Source organism: Kitasatospora sp. NPDC006697 (assembly GCF_042869935.1).
GTDB lineage: Bacteria > Actinomycetota > Actinomycetes > Streptomycetales > Streptomycetaceae > Kitasatospora.
In genome coordinates this window covers 70,694-89,322 of sequence record NZ_JBIAGU010000038.1, presented here as the reverse complement: position 1 = coordinate 89,322, position 18,629 = coordinate 70,694, and the positions used below count along the sequence as shown (strand labels likewise).

The following is an 18,629-nucleotide window of genomic DNA, read 5'->3' as shown; positions in this document are numbered from 1 at the left end:
CGACGTCAGCCGGACGCCCCAGCGGATTTTCTACCCGTCAGGGTGCCGCCGTAGGCGTTCGGATTACTAACCCGACAAAGCGGGATGTCTCACCCAAGGCTGACAGAGAGGGGTGACTGGGCGGGATAGGTGTCGCCTGGTCGCGGTATCTGTCACCTGCGTCGGTTCCACGCACGCGCTCGAGGTCACATCTTGTGCACCTCTACCAAGAAGCCACGGGCGAGGACACCGTTGAGGTGCTCCGCATGGGCGCCAAGCCACTGCTGAGTAGGACCACTGGGGGAGATTATGCCGAGCAGCACATAGTCCTCGGAGTCGGCGGTGTCCTGGCCACAGATGCAGCACAGCAAGCGTTCGAACATGGTCTCGGCGGGACTCGCGTTGTTGGGCACGGGCGGCAGGTTAACGAGCGTAGCCGTTCGGCGTGGGCATTTTTCGCTCCTCGCTGGAGTGACAACCACGATGAACAAGCGAGACGGTGTTCGGCGACGTAGGTCGGACAAGTCGTCGCGGATCTCGTCCGCGTCCCAGCGGCTGCGCGAGCAGGTGCTGCAGGCCGTCCGCCCGGGAGCCCCATGCGCTTGGTGAGGCGACCGGTTCGAGGACTACGGCGCCGAATGGTGGCTCGGCGTACGGCTGCCGCTCGGCGCGAAGCCCCCGGCCGCGCACGCGGATCCGGTGTGGCCGGCCGGCGAACAGGATCGACCGGTCCGGCCCCGGTCACCCGGGGCCGGACCGGTGCGCTCCGTCGGCCGGGTCAGACGGTGGGGACGCCGTCGCGGTAGAGCTTCATGTTGAAGGTGCCGAAGCCGTTCTGCACCGGGTCCCCGCTGTCGTTGACGCAGCACAGGATGCCTCCGCCCCCGGGGCCGTTGAGGCAGACGGTCATCAGGTCGGTGAGGACCACTCCCGGCCTGTCGGGCACCTCGTAGGCGCGGTCGGTGTAGATGTCGGCCTGGAGGTCGAAGAAGCAGTAACTGCCCAGTCCCCAGGCCTGGTGGTCGGTGACCGGGTCGGCGACCTTGTAGGCGGCGTAGCCCCTGGTGCCGCCGTGCACCCAGGCGGACTGCGTCGGGACGTCGTAGGGGTGCTCGTTCTGGAAGAAGTACGTGCGGCCGTGGTTGCCCTGCCAGAGCACCTCGTACTTCTGGTAGTGCTCGACGGCCAGGCCGTAGGCGGTCACGCCGTCGCCGTTCACCAGGAAGCCGGTGTCGGCGGCGTTGACCGCCCAGCCCACCGAGCCGTCGTTGCCGTGGTCGGCGCGCCAGAGCCAGAGGTTGTCGCAGATGACGTCGTTGCTGTCGATCTGCACGCTGACGGTGGCGCTGCCCGGCACCGCCCCGCCGATCCGGGCGTACACGTCGAACAGCGCGGCGGGGTCGGCGAAGTGGCGCTTCCGGCTGCGCCCGTCGCCGACCCGCAGCAGCACGGGGGAGCCGGCCGAGGCCGCCTCCAGCAGCACACCGGCGATCGTGACGCCGCCGACGTCGGCCACCTCGATCAGCGAATTCCCTTGCGTGGCTTGGAGGGTGGCCAGCCCGAGGCCGAGCATCACGGTTCCCGGGCGCCGGACCCGGAGCGGCGCGGCGAGCGGGTACACGCCGGGGGTGAGGAGTAGGTGCTGGCCGCGGTCCAGCGCGCGGTTGATCGTCTCGGCACTCTCGCCGGGCCGGGCGATGTGGAAGCGCGAGAGCGGCACGGCCGCTCCCTCCGTGGGGCCGGAAGTCCAGGTCGGTCCGGCGGAGTCTGCGCGCAGGGCCGGCACGAGGACCCGCGCGGAGCCGTCGCGGCCCACGGTCAGGAACGGCTTCTCACGCACCGTCGGGGTCCGGTCGACCACGGTCCAGGCGGGGTTGGGGAAGTGCTGGGCCGGAGCGCCCTGGGTGCCGACGAAGACCATGTTCCAGTTCGAGCCGGTCCAGCTGCCGAAGCGGTCGTTGCGGGAGAGCCACTGCTGCTGCGATCCCGAGTCGACCTGGCCGTCCACCACGCTGTCGGCCAGGAAGCCGCCGCTGGACCAGCGGTTGCCGGGCGGGCTGGGCCACAGCGTCAGGTCACCCTTGACGTGCGTCCGGCGCATGGGACCGGCCTGGGCGACGGCCCAGCGCTCCAGGCCGTCCGGCGGCACGATGCACAGGTTCTCGGCCGCGCGCCAGAAGTTCTGCGTGCCGTTGCCGCCCAACCACTGGGCATCCACGGTGACATGACCGTTGATCACGACGTCGTCGGGCGACTGGCCGAGTCCCAGGACGTGCGTGTAGAAGCCGACGTTGATTTCGACGTTGTAGGTGCCGGGCAGGAACGCCAGGGCGTAGCGCTCGCCGCCGAACTGGTTGGACTGCTGCGTGCGGAAGACGTCGTCCAGCCGGGCCTGGATCGCGGCATCACCCATGGAGGGGTCGAAGACCAGGACGCCGGGACCGAGATCGGGCAGCGCCGCTGCGCGGGCCGAGTCGGCGACGGCCGTTCCGGTCGACAGGGCGGACACGGCGCCTGCCAGGGGCAGTGCGGCGGCGAGAGCGGCCGAACCGCGGAGGATTGTACGGCGGTTGGGGGCGACGGACATTTCTCTCCCAGGAGTGGCTGGTGAGTTGGCGCCTTGAGGGGCGTGGAGCAGAGAGCGCTCTCACGAGGGGAGAGTGAAGCACCGGCGAGAGGAGTGCGTCAATGGATTGGACGCGATCACGGACAGGTCCGCCCGCCTTCGTTCAAGACGTGAAGGCAGGTGCTCGCAGTCCGGGCGACCGTCGACCGACGGGCACCAACCGGGGCAGGCCCTGGTCGGCGTCCCGCGGCGCCCGGCCCGCAGCGTCGTGCCGGGCGCCGCGGGACGCGGTTCCGCAGCCCCGCCTGCCGCCGGGCAGCAGGTGGCCGGCAGCCGGCGGCCGGCCACCTGCCGGAACACGAAGAACGGTCCTCGTGGTGGGGCGGCGACGACGGCCGTCCCGGGCTCCTCGAGTCCGAGGCTCGTCATGCGGTGAACGTGCTGGAGCCCGGGCCGTGTTGTTCCCGAACGCCAGTGCCGGGGGCCGCCGTTGGCGGTCCCGGACATCGCCGGCGCTCACCCGCCCCGCCCATACTTGACGCGACTCGGGCCGGGCCCCGGCCCGAACGCGGCCGGACGAACGCGGCCGGACGAACGAGGGGAGCGCACCATGCCCACACGCTGGATGGGAGCACGTCTGCTGAACGGCTCCGTCGCGCTGGCCACCCTGGCCGGCGGCCTGCTGGCGACCGCAACCGCCCAGGCCGACACGGGCGGCCCGCGCAGCGTGGTGCTGGTCGGCAACAGCCAGTCCGGCACCGTCTCCTTCCTGGACGCCCAGACCTTCGCCGTGCTCGGCACCTTCGACGTGATCCCGGACCTGCAGCAGCGGCTCAGCGAGATGGACTTGATCCAGCAGGCCGGTTACGCGGCCGTCAAGCAGCAGGAGGGCGGCGACCGGTTCGTGGACGACGTCGCACTGTCGCCCGACGGCCACACCCTGTACGTGTCGCGCGGCAACCTGGACGACACCGCCGCCTTCGACCTGACGACAGGTCAGGAGCTATGGCACACCCGGCTGGCCGGCTTCCACGCCGACCACGCCGCGCTGTCGCCGGACGGGACCCGGTGGGTGGTGTCCGCCACCACCGCCGACCAGGCTCAGGTGTTCGACACGGCCACCGGTGCGCTGGTCGGCAGCTTCCCGACCGGCAGCTATCCGCACCAGAACGACTTCACGCCGGACGGCAGGTACATCTACAACTCCAGCATCGGCGTGGTCATGTTTCCGCAGGCCCTGGAGTGGATGAAGGGCAGCTTCCGGCTGACCAAAGTGGACGCCAGGACGCTGAACGTGGTGCAGACCTGGACGTTCCCGCACGGGATCCGGCCCAACGTGATCGCCGCGGACGGCACCACCTTCTATGCCCAGGAGTCCTACTTCAACGGCTTCGTCAAGTACGACCTGGACAGCTCCAAGCTGCTCGACAGCGTGGCGATGCCGTTCAGCGTGGCCGGCCATGCCCTGAGTCCCGACAACTACCCGAAGAACTCGGCGCACCACGGCCTGGCGCTCTCCGGCGACCAGAGCCGGCTGTGCGACGTCGGCACCATCGACGACTACACCGCGCTGGTCGACACCGCCAGCCTCAGCACGGTCGGCCGGGTGGACTACCCGGTCGGCAGCCTGCCGTACTGGGCCGTGAGCGCGGGGCCGGCCGACAGGTACTGCTTCGTCTCGCTCAGCCAGGCCGACCAGGTCTCCGTGGTGGACTACGCGAGTGGGAGGGAGCTGGCCCGGGTATCGGTGGGAGTGTTCCCGCAGCGCGAGCGGGCCGCGCAGCTGGCCGGGGCCGCATTGGCCGCGCTGTCCCGGTAGGGCGGCAGGGGCGGGGGTGACACCGGAGGGGTGACGAGGCGATTGGGCAACGAGGCCGGACGGTCGGCGCTGCGCCGGGTGGTCGAGGGGATGCGGGCCGACCCGGAGGTGCTGGCGCAGGTCGTCGCCGCCGCCCGGACCGCCTCGGGCCCGGTGGCCGCGCTGCCCACGCGCGAGGTCCGGCGCCACATCGCCGCCCTGCTCGGCGTGGTGTCCGCCGCCTTCGTCGCCGACGGCACCGGACTCTCCCGGGAGCATGCCGAGTCGGCCGCCCGGCTGGCCATCGACCGGGCGGTGCAGGGAGTTTCGCTGGAGGCGCTGCTCGACGGCTTCCTGGCCGGGCGGACCGCCACGCTGCGAATCATTGCGGCCCGTCTGACCGGAGCTGACGTACCGTCGACGGCGCTCTTCGAGGCGCTCATCGAACTCGACGCCTATGCCGGCGAGTTGCAGAACCAGCTGGTCGCCGCCTACCAGGCGGCGGCGGCGAGCCTGGACGGCAGCCGGTCCGCGCGGCTGTTGGCCCTGCGCGCGGTGCTGGTGCACGGCGCGGTCGAGCAGTTGGCGGCGGCCGGGCTCGCCGCGGACGGCGTGTACCACTGCGCGGTCGCCGACTCGGGCGATCCGGTCCAGGCGCGCCGGGCCGCCGCCGAACTGACCCCGCGCGGCGGTGTGTCGGGGCTGGTGGAGGGCCACCTCTGCGTGGTGGCACCGCGCGGCAGGTTGGCGGGCGCCCTGGCCGCTGACGCGCTGCTGGTGACCGCTCCCGCGGTGCCGGCCGGCCTGCTGCCCGTCGCCTACCGGCTCTGCCGGTCCGCGCTGGAGGCCGGGCGGCGGCGCGGGCGGACCGGCAGAGCCGGGCTCACCGAGCTGGCCGTCGCCGTCGCCGCGGACGCCGTGCCCGGAATGGGCGAGTTGCTGGGCATCGAGCTGCTGGCCGAGCTGGACCCGGGGAACGTCGCACACCGCCTGCTCGCCGAGACCGCTGCGGCCCACCTCGACCACGGCGGCCGGCTCGCCGCCACCGCGCGCGCCCTCCACGTGCACTCGAACACCGTCAAACACCGCCTGCGGCGCTTCGCCGAGGCCACCGGCTGCGACACGGCCGCCTCCGCAGCGGGCCCCGGCCGGTTCGCGGACACCGTGCGCTGGCGCTGGGCGCTGGAGCACTGGCTCAGCTGACGCCCCACCGCCGGACGACCCTGGGTGACTGGTTCGAGCTGCACCGCAGCGGCTGACGCCTCGAAGTTGCCGCGCACCGCGTCGAGCATCCGGCGGTGGCAGAAGCCCTCAGGGGCGACCCCCTTGCCCGCTCAGCCACGCCGCCACCGGAAGCAGCGGCACCAGCGGCACCAGCGGCGACAAGGTCCAGGTTTGGCATCTGCATCAGGCCGAATCGGCGGATCCGCTCGATCCTGGCGGCCTGCTCCCGGGGCACGGACCGCTCATTCTCGACTCGTTGGTGGGGGTGGGTCACTGCGGCACTCCTTGGAAGACGGGGTGGGACGCTGCGGTATCCAGGGCATGACCGACCAGGACTGGCAGGATGCGTGCGGCCGAATTCCAGCGGCAGGCATCCCACAACTGCACCGGGACGCCGGCGTCCACGCCGAGTGCCTCCGTCCCCTCGCTCGGGCTGCAGCGGTCCGCGCGGTCCAACTCGTCGACGGCGACGACGAACGGCGCACCGCGGTGCTCGAAGAAGTCGATCGCTGGGAAGCTGTCTTCCAGACGCCGGGTGCCGGCGACGATCACCGCGCCCAGCGCTCCGTGGGAGATGTCGTCCCACAGGGAGCTGAACCGCGGCTGCCCGGCCGCACATCGAAACGAGAACCACCCCGGACAACGAAGCGGGAAATACCAGGTCTTCCTGCGAGGCCCTTCCCCGTCGGCGATGCAAGCCCAGAGGATTGCATCGCCGCTGTCGTCGAGCCCACCGTCCAGCTCTCTCTGTACGAGGCCGGCGACGTCGGCGTCCAGGCGGATCAGCTATCTCCTCGGGCACGCCCGCCAGCGCAGATCGACGCTGTCGGCGGTCAATGCCGGTGGCGGACGACCACAGCCAGAGCGGGAGCGGGTCACCGCCGCCAGGCAGCCGGTCGACCTCCAAGCGCATCAATGTCAGCTCAATGATGGGGAGTTCGCCGTCGTGGTCGATCCACGCGGAGCGGGTGGTGAGCCGGGGGTGGATACGATCCCAGGCCATCGCCCGGGCTGTGCCCCACAGCGCTCGGTGACCTGAACGGTCGCCACGTCCGGCTCGCCCCAGGTGTCGGGCCTGGCGACGGAACCCTTTGCCATGCTTGGGATATCCGCCGCCCTGGGGGTGGGTCAGGTCCCACTCCTTCCGGGAGGGGGCGGGACGGCGCATCACCCGCTCCGACCGCAGCCGCCCAAGTACCTCTGCTGGCAAGCAGCCGAGCGGTTGGGCCATGCGCGGAGCGCCGTGGCCGGCATCGGAGACGACCAGGACGTCCGGATCACCCTCGCGCCACCGGCCTCCAGAGACCAGATCCTTGACCACCCGGCGGACCTGGCGGGCAGTACCTACGCAGCAGGGTCTTCGCCCCGCTCGAGCGGGGGTCAGCCTGCGGCCACCAGCCCGCGGTCCCTCCCGCCGATGCGGCGGGAGGGACCGCGGGCTGGTGGCACGGCCCGGTCGGGCGTCAGCTGCCGAACACCTGGAACTCCCAGAGCGAGTAGCCCCACTGGGTGGCGCGCGCGGTGCCGTACAGCCGGACGTAGCGTCCGCTGCCGGTGACGCTCAGCGCCTGGGTACCGCCGGTGCCGGCGGTGGTGGAGTAAATCGTGGTCCAGTTGGTGCCGTCGTTGGAGGTCTGGAGCTGGAAGGCCTTTCCGTAGGCGGTCTCCCAGGCGAGGGTCACGCCGCAGATCGACCGGGCCGAGCCCAGGTCCACCTGCAGCCACTGCGGATCGGCGAAGGCGCTGGACCAGCGGGTTCCGCCGTTGCCGTCCACGGCGTTCGCCGCCGAGAAGGAGGTGTTCTCCTGTGAGGAGGCCGTCGCCGTCCGGTTAAGCGCCAGGTTGGTGGTGCCGCAGCCGCCCCCGCCGCTGCCGGTCGGCAGCGTCCACTGCTGGGCCGCCGAGTCGGTGCAGCTCTCGATGTCCAGCCTGGCGCCGGTGTTGCCGCCCGGAACGCCCAGGCAGAGGCCGGAGTTGGGGTTGACCAGTTCGCCGTTGGCCTGGTGGGTCCAGTTCTGGGCGGGGGTGCCGTTACACGGGTACCAGTCGAGGTTGGTCCCGCTGGTGGTGCCCGCGCTGACCACGTCGAGGCAGCCGCCCTGAGCGCGCACCGTGCCGTCGGAGTACGGCGACCACTGCTGGCCCGCGCTGCCGTCGCAGGCGGCCACGCCGATCGGGTTGCCCGCCGTGTTCAGCGAGTTCTGGTTGTTCAGGCAGAGCCCGCTGGTGCCGGTGAGCGCGCCCGTCGCCGTGGCGGTGCCGGTGGGGGTGGAGTTGCCGCCCTGCTCGTAGACCGCGACGTAGGCCACGCTCATCGAGGCGCCGGAGGTGGTCGCCGCGGTCGGCGTGGTCGTCCCGGCGACGCCGTCGGGGTAGTTACCGCCCATCGCGAGGTCGAAGATGATGAAGAAGCCGTGGTCGATCGCCTGCTGCCAGGCGGCGGTTCCGACGGACGCCTCGGTGATGGTGCTCTCGACCGTGCCGTCCATCAGGTACTGGAGCGACTCCGCGCCGGTGTTGGTGCGGTCCACGATCACCGAGTAGGTGTGGTACCCGGTCTGGCAGCCGGAGCTGGTGTCCGGACAGGCGATCAGGCCGTGGCCGCTGCTTCCCGCCGAGTCGTGCAGGGTCTGCGAGGCCTGGTTCAGCCCGTTGACGTCCTCCATCATGTCGAGCTCACCGGACTGCGGCCAGCCGCCGCCGGCCCGCATCGGCGACCCCAGCGCCCAGAACGCAGGCCAGTAGCCGAGCCCGCTCGCCGGGTTGGGCTGCATGATCGAGGCGGTCATCTCCAACTTCCCGCCAGCCGGGGCCTGGAAGTCGTCCCGGGTGCTCTCGATCCGGCCCGAGGTCCAACTGCCGCCGCTGCTGGTCGCCTTCAGCACCAGGTGCCCGTTGCCGTCGAGGTACACGTTGTTGGTGGAGTTGGTGGTCTGCTCCCGCTCCCCCGTCCCGTAACCGGTGCCGATGTCATAGAACCAGTTCGCCGCCGCGGGCGCCGTCCCGGCCGCCCCGGAGAAGTCGTCACTGAACACGGTGGTCCACCCCGCGGGCGGCGGCGGCGCGGTCCCGGCCTGCGCGGCCGGCGCACCCACCAGGGTGGCGGCCGCGGCGGCGGACAGCAGCGCGAGCGACGCAAGCGCTCTCGACGATCGGATGCGTTGGAACATGCGGTGATCCTTTCGGGCAGCTCGGGGCCGGAAGGGGCACGAGGAGGTGGGCACGCCGGAGGAGAGCCAAGGGTGGGAGCCTGACAGAGAGCGCTCTCCCGAACGAGTCGCAACATTCTGGCGGTGCTTCCCGCAGGCATGTCAAGCGTTCTGACAAGGCTAGTTGGGCGCACCCATGGCGACTGCCGAGGCAGGAAGGCGCCACGCGAAGCGCCGAGGAGTCGCCGCATGTGCGAGGCCTTGAGAGAGCGCTCTTCCGCTCGTGCCTGCCCGAAGAAACCCTGACGCACAGGAGAGCAGCCCGCCCGCCGCCCCGAGGATGGCCGCAACGTTTCGTTTACGGGGCTCTTGGACGGACGGATTCCGTTACCGGTAACTATCCTGCTGCGTCACGACGGTATGAACCCGAAGCCCCGCCACAGCGCCCCGGCCCGGGCGTGTGCCCGCCGCGTCGGCGGGGCGCACGCCCGAGCGCCCGGGCACCGGTCCCGTGCACCATCGACGAGCTCGGCTTCACCCCGAGCAAGGCCGCGCAGACCCTCGCCGGCGGAGCGGTCCGCTCCGTCACGGTGCTCACCGTCGGCACCGCGCTCTACGGCTGCGCGGCGACCCTGCGCGGCACCGAGGAAGCCGCGCGTGCCGCCGGGTTCAGTGTCGGCATCAGCGTGCTGGAGCCGGACGCCGCGCGTACCCCGCAGGATGTCGCGGCCATCGTCATCGCCCACGAAGCGGCCGGCGTCCGGGCCCTGGAAGCCATGGCCGCCGACGTCACGGTCATGGGCGTAGTCGAACGCCCCGACGGCGGTGCGGGCATCCCCGCGGGAAGCCCGACCCGGGTGTGGATCGACGACCACACCGCCGCCGCCCACGCCACCCGCTACCTGCTCGGCCTCGGCCTCGGCCACCAGTCCGCGCACTACCGGGCCCGGGCTGCTGCCAGCGTGTCGCACAGATGACCCCTCGCGTCCACGCGGGCCATCGGAGCCCGAAGGCCCGTCAGCAGCACGCCTTGGGCGACCGGGCCGGTGAGCATCGCCGCGATGCGCCTGGCGGCAGCGACCGGGAACCGCTGGGCCAGGCGCCGCGCCAACTCGCCGAACAGCACCGGGGCCCGGGCCTGATCCGGTCAGCACGCGTTTACGTCGTCCTCGCTGAGCACCTCGTTCGTTTTCTTGCTTCGGCTGATGATGCGAACTTCGCCGCTATCGACGTACCCAGTGCCCTGGCCATAGGAGACCTTGAAGAAGATGACGTCAAAGGTTTGAGGCGAGGGGGCACTGCCAGTAATCGGGTCTTCTCCGTATGTCCGGGTAGCTTTCCGGGTGACCCGGCATTCGATGGTTACCTTACTTCCACCAGTGAGATCCCACTTCTCTTGAGGGATGTTCTCGTGAGTGCCCTCACCGTCGATGGTGATGAACTGATCGAACGGCGCGGCGTATACCGATTGCTCTCCGTCGGAGACCGCATCGATACCGTTCGAATCGTCCGGTGAGCAGGCGGCGCACAGTATCGCCATGAGAGGAATCGCGCCGACCGCGAACTTGAGACCGTACTCCATTGCTTCCCCCTTGATAGACTGATCTTCCGTCAGGAGAGGCGGCAGTTGACTTCCTTGGTAATCACCGCTGGAGTTCACCTGACTGCCCGGGGTGATGCCAGATCCCCGGAATCTCGGCTCCTGGCCACGAGCATCCGCAGCCTGCCGTTTGGCGCGTGGACTGCCCTCGCCCGGCTGGCGGGGTACCCTCACGATTCCGGCGGCGGCAGCCAAGCACCAGGTCATGGGACCGGCCATGTGTGGCCGGTCCCATGACCTGCCAATCCATTCGGTGCAGCTGAGCCCGGCGGGGCTGCGGGCCGTTGATCTCCCGGTGCGCTACCGCCGCCATCAGCGAGACCACTTGCCGCGCTGACAGTAAATTCGAACAGGTCCCGTTCGCCTCGCCTGGTATCTGTGCGGCGTCACCGCCAACCCCTACCGCTGGGAGGAGATCCCCCACCTATAGCCTGTCTGACAAATGATCTCTGCGAAACTGTGAAGCAGTGATCATTGGCGGGTCATGGGAATCGAGCTTGAACTGCACTCCAGGAGGGCAGCCAAGGAGAAGTCGTCGACGAGGCGGTGATCGGCGCGCTGGCGGGATTCCTCTTCGGCGGAGTCAAGACCGCGCTGTTCGGATCTCCGACGAAGCTACGGCGCCGGGCGCGGCGGTGAGCCGCGACCGGAGAAACCGGTCGCCCGAACCCGTCGCCCGCCCCGGACCGGCGCGACTAGAACAGCCGTCGCCCATCATGAGGCGGCCCCCACCAGTAGGTGGCAGGCTCGCGCGGCCGCCGTAATGCGGCACCAAGGGATGCCGCCCCTTTCAGTCACCAGCACCGCCAAGGGCGGTATGGCCCCGCCAGGATATCCCTCCTTCGCGGCGCTGCCGGTGCTCGCGCAGGAGGCGGCCGAGCCGGGTGTCGGTGATGCCCAGGGCCTCGGCCGCGCGGGTCTTGCCGTCCCGCTCGGTGCCGGCGAGTTCGGCGACGAGGAGGACGTTGGCGCGCTGCCACAGCATCCTCGTGGCTGACCGGCTTCCGCGCCTGCTTGATGCCGCCTGAGCCCGCACCCTGGCTCCGGGGAGCGGGCTCGGGCTTCGCTGCCCCGCCGTCGGTGAAGCCGCAGGCCCTCCCGCCACCGCCCCCCATGGTGTGCCAACTATCCATGCCGGTAGTTCGGGAAACCGAGACAGCGCGCCTGGGAAAATGATCGCGCGCCAGTCTCAGGTAGCCGGCGCGGTGGCCGTCGCGGCCGCCTCCGCCACCTCCGCCGTCGCCTCCTCCGGCTTCTTGCGACCGGGCGTGTGGTTGAACAGCAGGTTCAGCAGGAACGCGGCCACGGTCGCGCTTGTGATCGCACTGCCGCCGATGATCTGCACCCAGGTCGGGAAGGCGTGGTAGAAGGACGGCGCCACGACCGGGAGCATGCCCACGCCGAGCGCGACAGCGACGATGAGCAGGTTGCTGGTGCCCTCGAACTCCACCTTGCGCAGGGTGCTGATGCCGACCGAGGTGACGGTGGCGAACATGACCAGCCCGGCGGCGCCGATGACCGGCCCCGGCAGGGAGGCGACGATCTCGCCGAGCTTGGGGATGAGGGCGAGGACGACGAGGATGCCGCCGGCGACCGCGGCGACATAGCGGCTGCGGACCTTGGTCATGCCGACCAGGCCGACGTTCTGGGCGAACACGGTGTCCAGGAAGCCGTTCATGACGCCGGCGAAGATGCCCGAGACACCGTCCGCGGCCAGACCGCGCGCCAAGTCCCTGCGGGAGAGCGGGCGCCCGGTCATCTCGCCGACGGCGAGCATGTCGGCGGTCGACTCCGTGAACGTCACCAGCATGACCACGCACATCGAGATCACGGCCGCGACCGGGAAATGCGGGGCACCGAAGTGGAAGGGCGAGGCGAGCCCGAACCAGTCCGCGCCGTCCACGGAAGAGAAGTCCGTGAGCCCCATCGGGACGGCGACGAGCGTGCCGACGATCAGGCCCAGCAGGACGCCGAGTTGAGAGAGGAACCCGCTCGTGAAGCGGTTGACCAGGACGATGAGCAGCACGATGCCGCCTGCGAGGGCGAGGTGGCTGGGAGCGGCGTAGTCCTTGGCGGTGGAGTCGTTGCCCGCGATCAGCCCGGCCGCCACCCCGATCAGCGACAGCCCGATGACGGTGATGACCGACCCGCTGACCAACGGCGGGAAGAACCGCACCGCGCGAGCGAAGGGCACAGCCACCAGCAGTCCGAAGACACCGGCGGCGATCATCGAGCCGTACACCGCCTGCATGCCGTACTCGCCCGCGATCAGGATCATCGGGGTCACGGCGGTGAAGGTGGCACCAGCCACCACCGGCAGCCGAACGCCCAGCACCCTCCCGATGCCCAGGGATTGGAGCAGCGTGATCAGGCCGGCGACCAGCAGGTCGGCGTTGATGAGCAGGCCGATGGTGGAGATGTCGAGCTTGGCCGCCGCACCGAAGACCAGCGGGACGGTGACACAGCCGGTGTACATGACCAGCACGTGCTGGAGACCGAGCAGTCCGAGCCGGGCGGGCGGCAGGACCTCGTCGACCGGGTGCCGGGCGGGCGACGCGACGGCGGATGGGGACGCGGGTGCGTCAGGGGCCTGGGACACAGGGGGCCTCCGGAGGCGAAGCGACGCTTGGAAGGAAGAGAGCAGCGGCGCGCGGGCATGGGGCGAGCGCGGCGGCAGGGCGTGGGGCCCGTCGGCCAGAGCAATCAACCGGAACAGCGGTCAAACTTTTTGTTGATTCTGTTTCACCCCCGTTTCCGTGAACGAACAGCGGTGTTGATTCTGCTGAGGCGGGCGATTCGCGATCGCTCACAGCGGCCGGACACCGACTGTTAACGACCGCGGAACGGCGGCGATACGGCGATGCGTCACCGTCACTGCCTAGAACGCAGGAACCGGACACTTGAGGAGGTGGCGTCATGACTCCCGTACGAGGACGTCTCGCCGATCTCCGTTGCCGTGTCCACCAGTCGGCGTGGACGCGTGGACGTGTTGCCCACGGTGTGCCAAGGGCCCGCGAGGCCGCCCGCGCCTGAAACGGCGTGGCCAGGCGGCCCGGCTCTCTCCACATCCGGCCCGTTTCCCTGCGAAGGACCCTTTCCCATGAACACGGTCGCACCCCCGCCTGCCCAGAAGTCTGCCCGGGCCGAGGCCTCCGTCACCCTGCCTCGCGAGTGCACCTTCGACCCTGACGACTGGGCGATCCTGGCCCAGCACTGGTACCCGGTAGCGCTCTCCAGCGAGATCGGCGACGAACCGCTCTCCCTGCGCCTCCTCGACGAAACCCTCGTGGCCTACCGCGCGCAGGGCCGCATCGTCGTCGCCAACGACATCTGCCCGCACCGCGGTGTCCCGCTCAGCAGGGGTCACGGCGCCGGAGACGGCACCGGCATCCGCTGCGCCTACCACGGCCTGCGCTTCGGCGAGGGCGGTCGCTGCACGGACGTACCCGCGCACCCCGCCTCGAAGATCCCGGGCCGCCTCAACCTGCGTAGTTACCCGACGGTCGAGCGGTACGGCCTGGTGTGGACGTGCCTGCGCCCGGAGCCCGACGCGGCGCCCGTGATCCCGGCCATGGCGCACTGGGACGACGAGGGCTTCCAGCAGATCAACTGCCCCTGGATCGACATCGCCGCGTTCGCCGGCCGCCAGGTCGAGGGCTTCCTCGACGTCGCCCACTTCGGCTTCGTCCATCTCGACTCCTTCGGCGACCCCGACAACCTCGAAGTCCCCGACTACACCCCGGTCCGCCACCAGTACGGCCACTCCGTCGACTACTGGAGCACCGTCAGCAACTACCCGCACGGCACCAAGCAGGCCCCGCCCGGCTTCCAGTGGCTGCGCCACTTCGACGTGCATCTCCCCTTCACGGCCACACTCGTCGTGCACTTCCCCGACGGCGCACTGCTCAACATCATGAACGCCGCCTCCCCCGTCTCCGCCCGCCAGACCCGGATGTTCGCACCCATCGCCCGCAACTTCGACACCGACCAGCCCGTCCAGGCCGTATACGACTTCAACCGCACGGTCTTCGAGGAGGACCGCGCTGTCGTCGAGGTCCAGAAGCCCGAGAACCTCCCCCTCGACCCCAGACTCGAAGTCCACATCCCCGCCGACCGCAGCTCCATCGCCTACCGCCGCGGCCTGCGGGATCTGGGCCTGAGCCACTTCTTCACGGCATAGGGCGGCCCGTCTTCATGAGCGCCTACGACACCGTCGTCCAAGCGATCGCCCTCGCCTCGGCGACCGGCTCCAGCCGCCTCTACGAACTCCGCGCCGCCGACCCGACCGCCCCGCTGCCCGCCTTCGAGGCGGGTGCACACATCGACGTCCACCTGGGACCGTGCCTGATCCGCCAGTACTCGCTGCTCAACTCCCCCGACAGGCAGGGACGTTAGCTGATCTGCGTCCGCCGGGACGACACCGGCCGCCGCGGCTCCACCGCCATGCAGCGCGACATCACGGTCGGCCAGCGCCTGCGGCGACTTCGCCGGCCGCAGGCGACCAGATCGAGAGGCTGGAGGCGTCCGCCCGGGGACCTGCTCGATCTTCTGCTGGGTCGAGCCGCTGCGCGGATGGCGGCGCGTGGACGCCCAGGCCCGCGGGACCAGGGTCGACTGGGCACACCGGGTCGACGACCTCGCCGCCCTCAACACCGAACTCGCCGCCTGGCAGCAACACACCAACGACAACTAGCGCCAAGTCGACTGGCACTTCACCACCGACGACGCACGCGTGAAACTACGCCGCCTCTACCCGACCACACAGCAAAACTAAGCCGCGAGAGTCTACTAGTTGTCTTTGAGGATCTCCAGGCCGGGCGCGACCAGCAGAGGTGTGAACTCCACGACACTGTGCGTGGCGACCCCGTTGAGGACATACGGGTCGGTGACGAGGAGACGGTCGAGTTCTTCGGCGGGCATCCCCGAGGCAAGGTAGACGCCACCGACCAGGGGCACCTGGCGCCCGACCGCGAGAAGCAGCCGTTGCGATATGAGCTGGTTCAGCCAGGCACCGTGGGCCGGCCTCCAGCGATCGACTTCATCCAGCGGTACCGTATAGGTCACTGTGACAACGAACATGCTTCCGAACGTATACGGTCCGGCCGCGGCGGCGGGTCACAGTGATCATTCCGTCAGATCTACAACAACGGGATGGCTGCACCGGTTCCGAACCGCGCCAGCACCTGGAAAATTACGTGAACCCTGGAGAATTGCGGGCTCTGTCAAGATCTTGTGATCAGACCCGTGTCCGCCCAGCAACCTGACATGCCTCGCGCCGCTGGAGCGGTCGGCGGCGCTCCGCGCTCCTGCTGGCGTTCGCCCACCGTCTCCCCCAACCGTCGTCGCCCGCGCCGCGGCGGGAGCGTGCGGACGCGGAGCGCGGCGGTAGCGTGGAGGCCATGAACGACCAGCACCGGTGGCGCGTCGCGGTGGACCCCGGCCTGACGGTCCAGCCGACCTGCGACCACCTCAACGACCTGCGGGAGGTTCCCGCGAACCGCGAGCCGGGCTGCGAGGACTGCCTGCGGACCGGCGGTACCTGGGTACACCTGCGCGCCTGCCTGAGCTGCGGGCACGTCGGCTGCTGCGACAGCTCACCCGGCCAGCACGCCCACCAGCATGCCCACGCCGCGCACGGCCACCCCATCGCCCGCTCACTGGAGCCCGGCGAGGACTGGGCCTGGTGCTACACCGACGAACTCTTCCTGCGACCCGCCTGACCGGAACCCCACCCGGCGCCAGCCCGAGCGCTCTACCGTGGACCGCATGGACGGTGGCCAGCATTCTCCCCGCACGCCGCAGACCGCCCCAGCCCGTTCGCCCGGCACACCCTCCTGGCTGCGCGCGCGGCTCGGCGCCGCGCTCTTCGCCAAGGTAGCCGGACCGGACGGGCGGGCGGTCCGCGAGCGGATCCACCACACGCCCGGGACACGGTGGTTCCCACCCGGTCGGCCGATCCGCACGGTCCACGGCGACGCCTCGATGTTCGTCGGCGGCCTCGCGGCGCTGCTCCTGCAGTCACTGCACCCTTCGGCCATGGCAGCCGTCGCCGACCACTCGGGCTACCACAGCGACCCCTGGGGCCGGCTCCAGCGCACCAGCACTTTCCTGGCCGTCACCACCTTCGGCCCCGCAACCGACGCCCAAGCGGCCGTGGACCGCGTCCGTGCCGTCCATGCCAGGATCCGCGGAACCCGGGCGGACGGTCACCCCTACCGGGCCGACGACCCCCACCTGCTCGGCTGGGTCCACGCCGCCGAGACGGACAGCTTCCTGCGCGCACATCAGGCGTACGGCGCCACCCCGCTGGACCCGCCCGCGTGCGACGCCTACGTGGCCGACATGGCCCAGGTCGCCACGGCCCTCGGCGTCCCCGACCCGCCCCGCGACCGCGCCGGCCTCGACGCCCTGCTCCGCGCCTACCGCCCCGAACTCGCCCGGACCGCCGCGGCCGAGGACGCCGCCGCCTTCCTGCTCCGCAACCCGCCCATCCCCCTGCCCGCCCGCCCCTTCTACGGCGCCCTCGCCGCAGCCGCCGTCGACCTGCTGACCCTCGACCACCGCACCCTGCTCGCCGCACCCTGCGTCCCCCTGCCCGCCGGAGCCATCCGCCCACTCGGTCGCGCCGCCGTCCGCACCATCCGCTGGGCCCTTCCCACAACGGGCGAACAGCACTGAGAGGGCCGGCTCCCACAGACCGGGAGGACGGTCGCTCCCGGACGCGGCCGAGTCCGCGACCGCGCGGAAGCAGCCGAGAGGGCTCCGACCAATGTCGGCGCTGACCGGCCAGGCCCGCCTTCCTCGGGGCGTCGTCGCAGCAGCGGCAACGCGAGCCGCTGCTGCGAACCGCAACCTGGCCGGTGCCGTCATGCGTGCCAGATGATCGCGCTCGCGGACAGGGGCGACGTCGTGAGCAGAGTGAAGTAGCCGACAGTCCCGGCGCCGCTGGAGAAACACCCCGCCTGACCGACTCGCAACGGGACGTACTCCGACCCGCTCGTCTGTGCCGTCAACGCGAAGCTGCATTGGTCGGGGGTCGGCGATTTCGTCTCGTTCCAGGGCACAAGCAATTCGCCACCGATCACCTGCGGCGAACACGCTCCGCACAGGTACAGCGCCTCGCCTGCCAACAGCGGGGTGGCGGGCGTCGCCGCCACCAGGTGGGTGCCCGAGCCGGGCTGGGAGGGGAAGGTCAAGGTCCCCTGCCACAGCACCTGGCCTGGCGTGCCGGCGGGAGTCGAGGGGGGTGGTTGCGTCGGTGGTGGGGCACCGACACTGCCAACGGGCGGCCCCCCTGTCGGCTCTGTGGTGACGGTGCTGCCCGGGGTAGACAGGATCGACTGGGTGGGCGCGGGCTGGTTGATGATCGGCCCCGGGGATTGGCGGTTCGCCAGCGCGAAGAGGCCGACGAGCAGACACAGGCCGACTCCAGCGACAGCCCACCCCCACGACCGGGACCTCGCGTCCATGATCACCTGGTTGCCGACGGTGGCCCGCCCTGGAGCCGCGACGGTTAACGGGCGGCGCTTCGGGGGCGCCGGTGGTAGCGCGGGCTCGAAGCGGGCCCGCAGCGCCGTCTTCGATGCCTGCCGACCTGCCCGGCCTTCGGTGCCGACTTCCGGCGCAGCGTCCAGGGCCACGTGCGACGACAACTCGCCGACCGACGGAACGTCGAGGAGCGACGCCAGGAAGCGCCGCCACCAGTTACCTGCGACGGCCCGCCCTGACGCCGGCTCCGGGGCGGGATGAGGCGCAGCGGACAGGAGGGAGTCCATGTAGCGCCGCTTGAAGCTCAACTGCCCACCTCCCCAGTCATCTCGGCCTGTGGCTGGACGGGCATCTGCGGATGCTCCGGCACTGGTGGGACGGTCACCGAAGCATCCGGGTTCCGCTCGCCAGCATCCGGACTGCCGCCCTGGACGACCTCCTGCACCGTGCGCAGGGAGCCCAGCTGCCGCAGCAGCGCGGGGGCCGAAGCGCCAGCGGCCACGGCTGCGTACAAGCCGGTGATCTCAGAATGAAGCAGCCAGCCTGCCAGGGCGCCGAGCAGCAGTCGGCTGACGGCTGCGGCCAGATCCGCCGGCGGATCCACGTACGCGCGCAGCGGGGGGAGCTTGCGGCGCTTGGCGTCCCGGGCCCGCCGCCGCGCCGCCTGCCACGCCAGTACCCGCCCGTTGAACACCAGAGCTTCGATCAGTGCGCCGCCGACCGCCCCGTAGGCCGCGCCGTGGATCCAGTCCACCTGGCCCCCCATCCGTCGCGGCCATGATCCAGCAGTTGACCGTGGCGGATCAACCGGATCCGCACAACCGC

Annotated in this window: 18 protein-coding genes and 1 pseudogene; 7 read left to right on the top strand and 12 right to left on the bottom strand. The window is 70.7% G+C overall.

From position 1 onward, the window contains the following. Positions 1-185: 185 nt before the first annotated feature. On the bottom strand, positions 186-392 hold the full coding sequence (locus ACFYNO_RS36175) for a hypothetical protein (protein ID WP_388021846.1): 207 nt from the start codon (positions 390-392) through the stop codon (positions 186-188). 365 nt (positions 393-757) lie between these two features. Further along, entirely contained in the window at positions 758-2,566 is a 1,809-nt protein-coding gene (locus ACFYNO_RS36170; protein WP_388021844.1) for an adenylyl cyclase, read from the bottom strand. A gap of 589 nt (positions 2,567-3,155) precedes the next feature. On the opposite strand from ACFYNO_RS36170, the gene ACFYNO_RS36165 reads away from it, so the two are divergent. Then, positions 3,156-4,364: a YncE family protein gene (locus ACFYNO_RS36165; RefSeq protein WP_388021842.1), complete on the top strand. Its 1,209-nt coding sequence runs from the start codon at positions 3,156-3,158 to the stop codon at positions 4,362-4,364. Between the two features lie 30 nt (positions 4,365-4,394). Beyond that, on the top strand, positions 4,395-5,546 hold the full coding sequence (locus tag ACFYNO_RS36160; RefSeq protein WP_388021840.1) for a helix-turn-helix domain-containing protein: 1,152 nt from the start codon (positions 4,395-4,397) through the stop codon (positions 5,544-5,546). A 291-nt stretch (positions 5,547-5,837) separates the two neighbouring features. Here ACFYNO_RS36160 and ACFYNO_RS36155 read toward each other — a convergent pair whose 3' ends face one another. The 3 genes and pseudogenes from ACFYNO_RS36155 to ACFYNO_RS36145 form a co-directional block, all read right to left on the bottom strand. Continuing rightward, positions 5,838-6,119 carry a hypothetical protein gene (locus ACFYNO_RS36155; RefSeq protein ID WP_388021838.1) on the bottom strand — a complete coding sequence of 94 codons (282 nt, stop codon included), beginning with the start codon at positions 6,117-6,119 and terminating at the stop codon, positions 5,838-5,840. Positions 6,120-6,356: 237 nt separating this feature from the next. Next, a pseudogene (locus tag ACFYNO_RS36150) lies at positions 6,357-6,909 on the bottom strand (transposase); the annotation flags it as partial. Between the two features lie 121 nt (positions 6,910-7,030). Further along, complete coding sequence (locus tag ACFYNO_RS36145) at positions 7,031-8,737, bottom strand: discoidin domain-containing protein (protein WP_388021836.1); 1,707 nt, start codon at positions 8,735-8,737, stop codon at positions 7,031-7,033. Positions 8,738-9,174: 437 nt separating this feature from the next. Here ACFYNO_RS36145 and ACFYNO_RS36140 point away from each other — a divergent pair, with 437 nt between their 5' ends. Continuing rightward, positions 9,175-9,693: a hypothetical protein gene (locus ACFYNO_RS36140; protein ID WP_388021835.1), complete on the top strand. Its 519-nt coding sequence runs from the start codon at positions 9,175-9,177 to the stop codon at positions 9,691-9,693. On the opposite strand, the gene ACFYNO_RS36135 is transcribed toward ACFYNO_RS36140, so the two are convergent. The 4 genes from ACFYNO_RS36135 to ACFYNO_RS36120 all read right to left on the bottom strand — a co-directional run bounded on the left by ACFYNO_RS36135 (position 9,654) and on the right by ACFYNO_RS36120 (position 12,915). Next, positions 9,654-9,842: a lantibiotic dehydratase gene (locus ACFYNO_RS36135; protein ID WP_388021833.1), complete on the bottom strand. Its 189-nt coding sequence runs from the start codon at positions 9,840-9,842 to the stop codon at positions 9,654-9,656. The genes ACFYNO_RS36140 and ACFYNO_RS36135 overlap by 40 nt on opposite strands. Before the next feature lie 21 nt (positions 9,843-9,863). Beyond that, positions 9,864-10,298, bottom strand: coding sequence for a hypothetical protein (locus tag ACFYNO_RS36130; protein ID WP_388021831.1), 435 nt, complete (start codon positions 10,296-10,298; stop codon positions 9,864-9,866). Positions 10,299-11,106: 808 nt separating this feature from the next. Continuing rightward, positions 11,107-11,301 carry a hypothetical protein gene (locus ACFYNO_RS36125; RefSeq protein WP_388021830.1) on the bottom strand — a complete coding sequence of 65 codons (195 nt, stop codon included), beginning with the start codon at positions 11,299-11,301 and terminating at the stop codon, positions 11,107-11,109. A gap of 204 nt (positions 11,302-11,505) precedes the next feature. After that, on the bottom strand, positions 11,506-12,915 hold the full coding sequence (locus tag ACFYNO_RS36120) for a nucleobase:cation symporter-2 family protein (RefSeq protein WP_388021828.1): 1,410 nt from the start codon (positions 12,913-12,915) through the stop codon (positions 11,506-11,508). A 501-nt stretch (positions 12,916-13,416) separates the two neighbouring features. Between ACFYNO_RS36120 and ACFYNO_RS36115 the strand changes: the two genes are divergently transcribed. Both ACFYNO_RS36115 and ACFYNO_RS36110 read left to right on the top strand, forming a co-directional pair. Further along, complete coding sequence (locus tag ACFYNO_RS36115; RefSeq protein WP_388021826.1) at positions 13,417-14,496, top strand: Rieske 2Fe-2S domain-containing protein; 1,080 nt, start codon at positions 13,417-13,419, stop codon at positions 14,494-14,496. Between the two features lie 14 nt (positions 14,497-14,510). Further along, positions 14,511-14,711 carry a hypothetical protein gene (locus ACFYNO_RS36110; protein WP_388021824.1) on the top strand — a complete coding sequence of 67 codons (201 nt, stop codon included), beginning with the start codon at positions 14,511-14,513 and terminating at the stop codon, positions 14,709-14,711. A gap of 393 nt (positions 14,712-15,104) precedes the next feature. Here the strand turns inward: ACFYNO_RS36110 and ACFYNO_RS36105 are convergent, their stop codons facing one another. Further along, positions 15,105-15,395, bottom strand: a complete 291-nt coding sequence (locus ACFYNO_RS36105; RefSeq protein ID WP_388021823.1) for a YciI family protein — start codon at positions 15,393-15,395, stop codon at positions 15,105-15,107. Positions 15,396-15,715: 320 nt separating this feature from the next. Here ACFYNO_RS36105 and ACFYNO_RS36100 point away from each other — a divergent pair, with 320 nt between their 5' ends. After that, the gene (locus ACFYNO_RS36100) at positions 15,716-16,036 is read left to right on the top strand and encodes a UBP-type zinc finger domain-containing protein (RefSeq protein ID WP_388021821.1); all 321 of its coding nucleotides are present in this window, start codon (positions 15,716-15,718) and stop codon (positions 16,034-16,036) included. 46 nt (positions 16,037-16,082) lie between these two features. Further along, complete coding sequence (locus ACFYNO_RS36095) at positions 16,083-16,994, top strand: oxygenase MpaB family protein (RefSeq protein ID WP_388021819.1); 912 nt, start codon at positions 16,083-16,085, stop codon at positions 16,992-16,994. Between the two features lie 188 nt (positions 16,995-17,182). On the opposite strand, the gene ACFYNO_RS36090 is transcribed toward ACFYNO_RS36095, so the two are convergent. Beyond that, positions 17,183-18,112 (bottom strand): hypothetical protein, encoded by a 930-nt coding sequence (locus ACFYNO_RS36090; protein WP_388021817.1) that lies wholly within the window; start codon positions 18,110-18,112, stop codon positions 17,183-17,185. Beyond that, positions 18,109-18,558 (bottom strand): hypothetical protein, encoded by a 450-nt coding sequence (locus tag ACFYNO_RS36085; protein ID WP_388021815.1) that lies wholly within the window; start codon positions 18,556-18,558, stop codon positions 18,109-18,111. Before ACFYNO_RS36085 ends, ACFYNO_RS36090 begins: the two co-directional genes overlap by 4 nt. Positions 18,559-18,629 lie beyond the last annotated feature (71 nt).

Bases quoted from the DNA above. Each gene is read 5' to 3' on its own strand.
- ACFYNO_RS36170 (WP_388021844.1), bottom strand. From the start codon at position 2,566: ATGTCCGTCGCCCCCAACCGCCGTACAATCCTCCGCGGTTCGGCCGCT.
- ACFYNO_RS36165 (WP_388021842.1), top strand. From the start codon at position 3,156: ATGCCCACACGCTGGATGGGAGCACGTCTGCTGAACGGCTCCGTCGCG.
- ACFYNO_RS36145 (WP_388021836.1), bottom strand. From the start codon at position 8,737: ATGTTCCAACGCATCCGATCGTCGAGAGCGCTTGCGTCGCTCGCGCTG.
- ACFYNO_RS36130 (WP_388021831.1), bottom strand. From the start codon at position 10,298: ATGGAGTACGGTCTCAAGTTCGCGGTCGGCGCGATTCCTCTCATGGCG.
- ACFYNO_RS36125 (WP_388021830.1), bottom strand. From the start codon at position 11,301: ATGCTGTGGCAGCGCGCCAACGTCCTCCTCGTCGCCGAACTCGCCGGC.
- ACFYNO_RS36115 (WP_388021826.1), top strand. From the start codon at position 13,417: ATGAACACGGTCGCACCCCCGCCTGCCCAGAAGTCTGCCCGGGCCGAG.
- ACFYNO_RS36110 (WP_388021824.1), top strand. From the start codon at position 14,511: ATGAGCGCCTACGACACCGTCGTCCAAGCGATCGCCCTCGCCTCGGCG.
- ACFYNO_RS36105 (WP_388021823.1), bottom strand. From the start codon at position 15,395: ATGTTCGTTGTCACAGTGACCTATACGGTACCGCTGGATGAAGTCGAT.
- ACFYNO_RS36100 (WP_388021821.1), top strand. From the start codon at position 15,716: ATGAACGACCAGCACCGGTGGCGCGTCGCGGTGGACCCCGGCCTGACG.
- ACFYNO_RS36095 (WP_388021819.1), top strand. From the start codon at position 16,083: ATGGACGGTGGCCAGCATTCTCCCCGCACGCCGCAGACCGCCCCAGCC.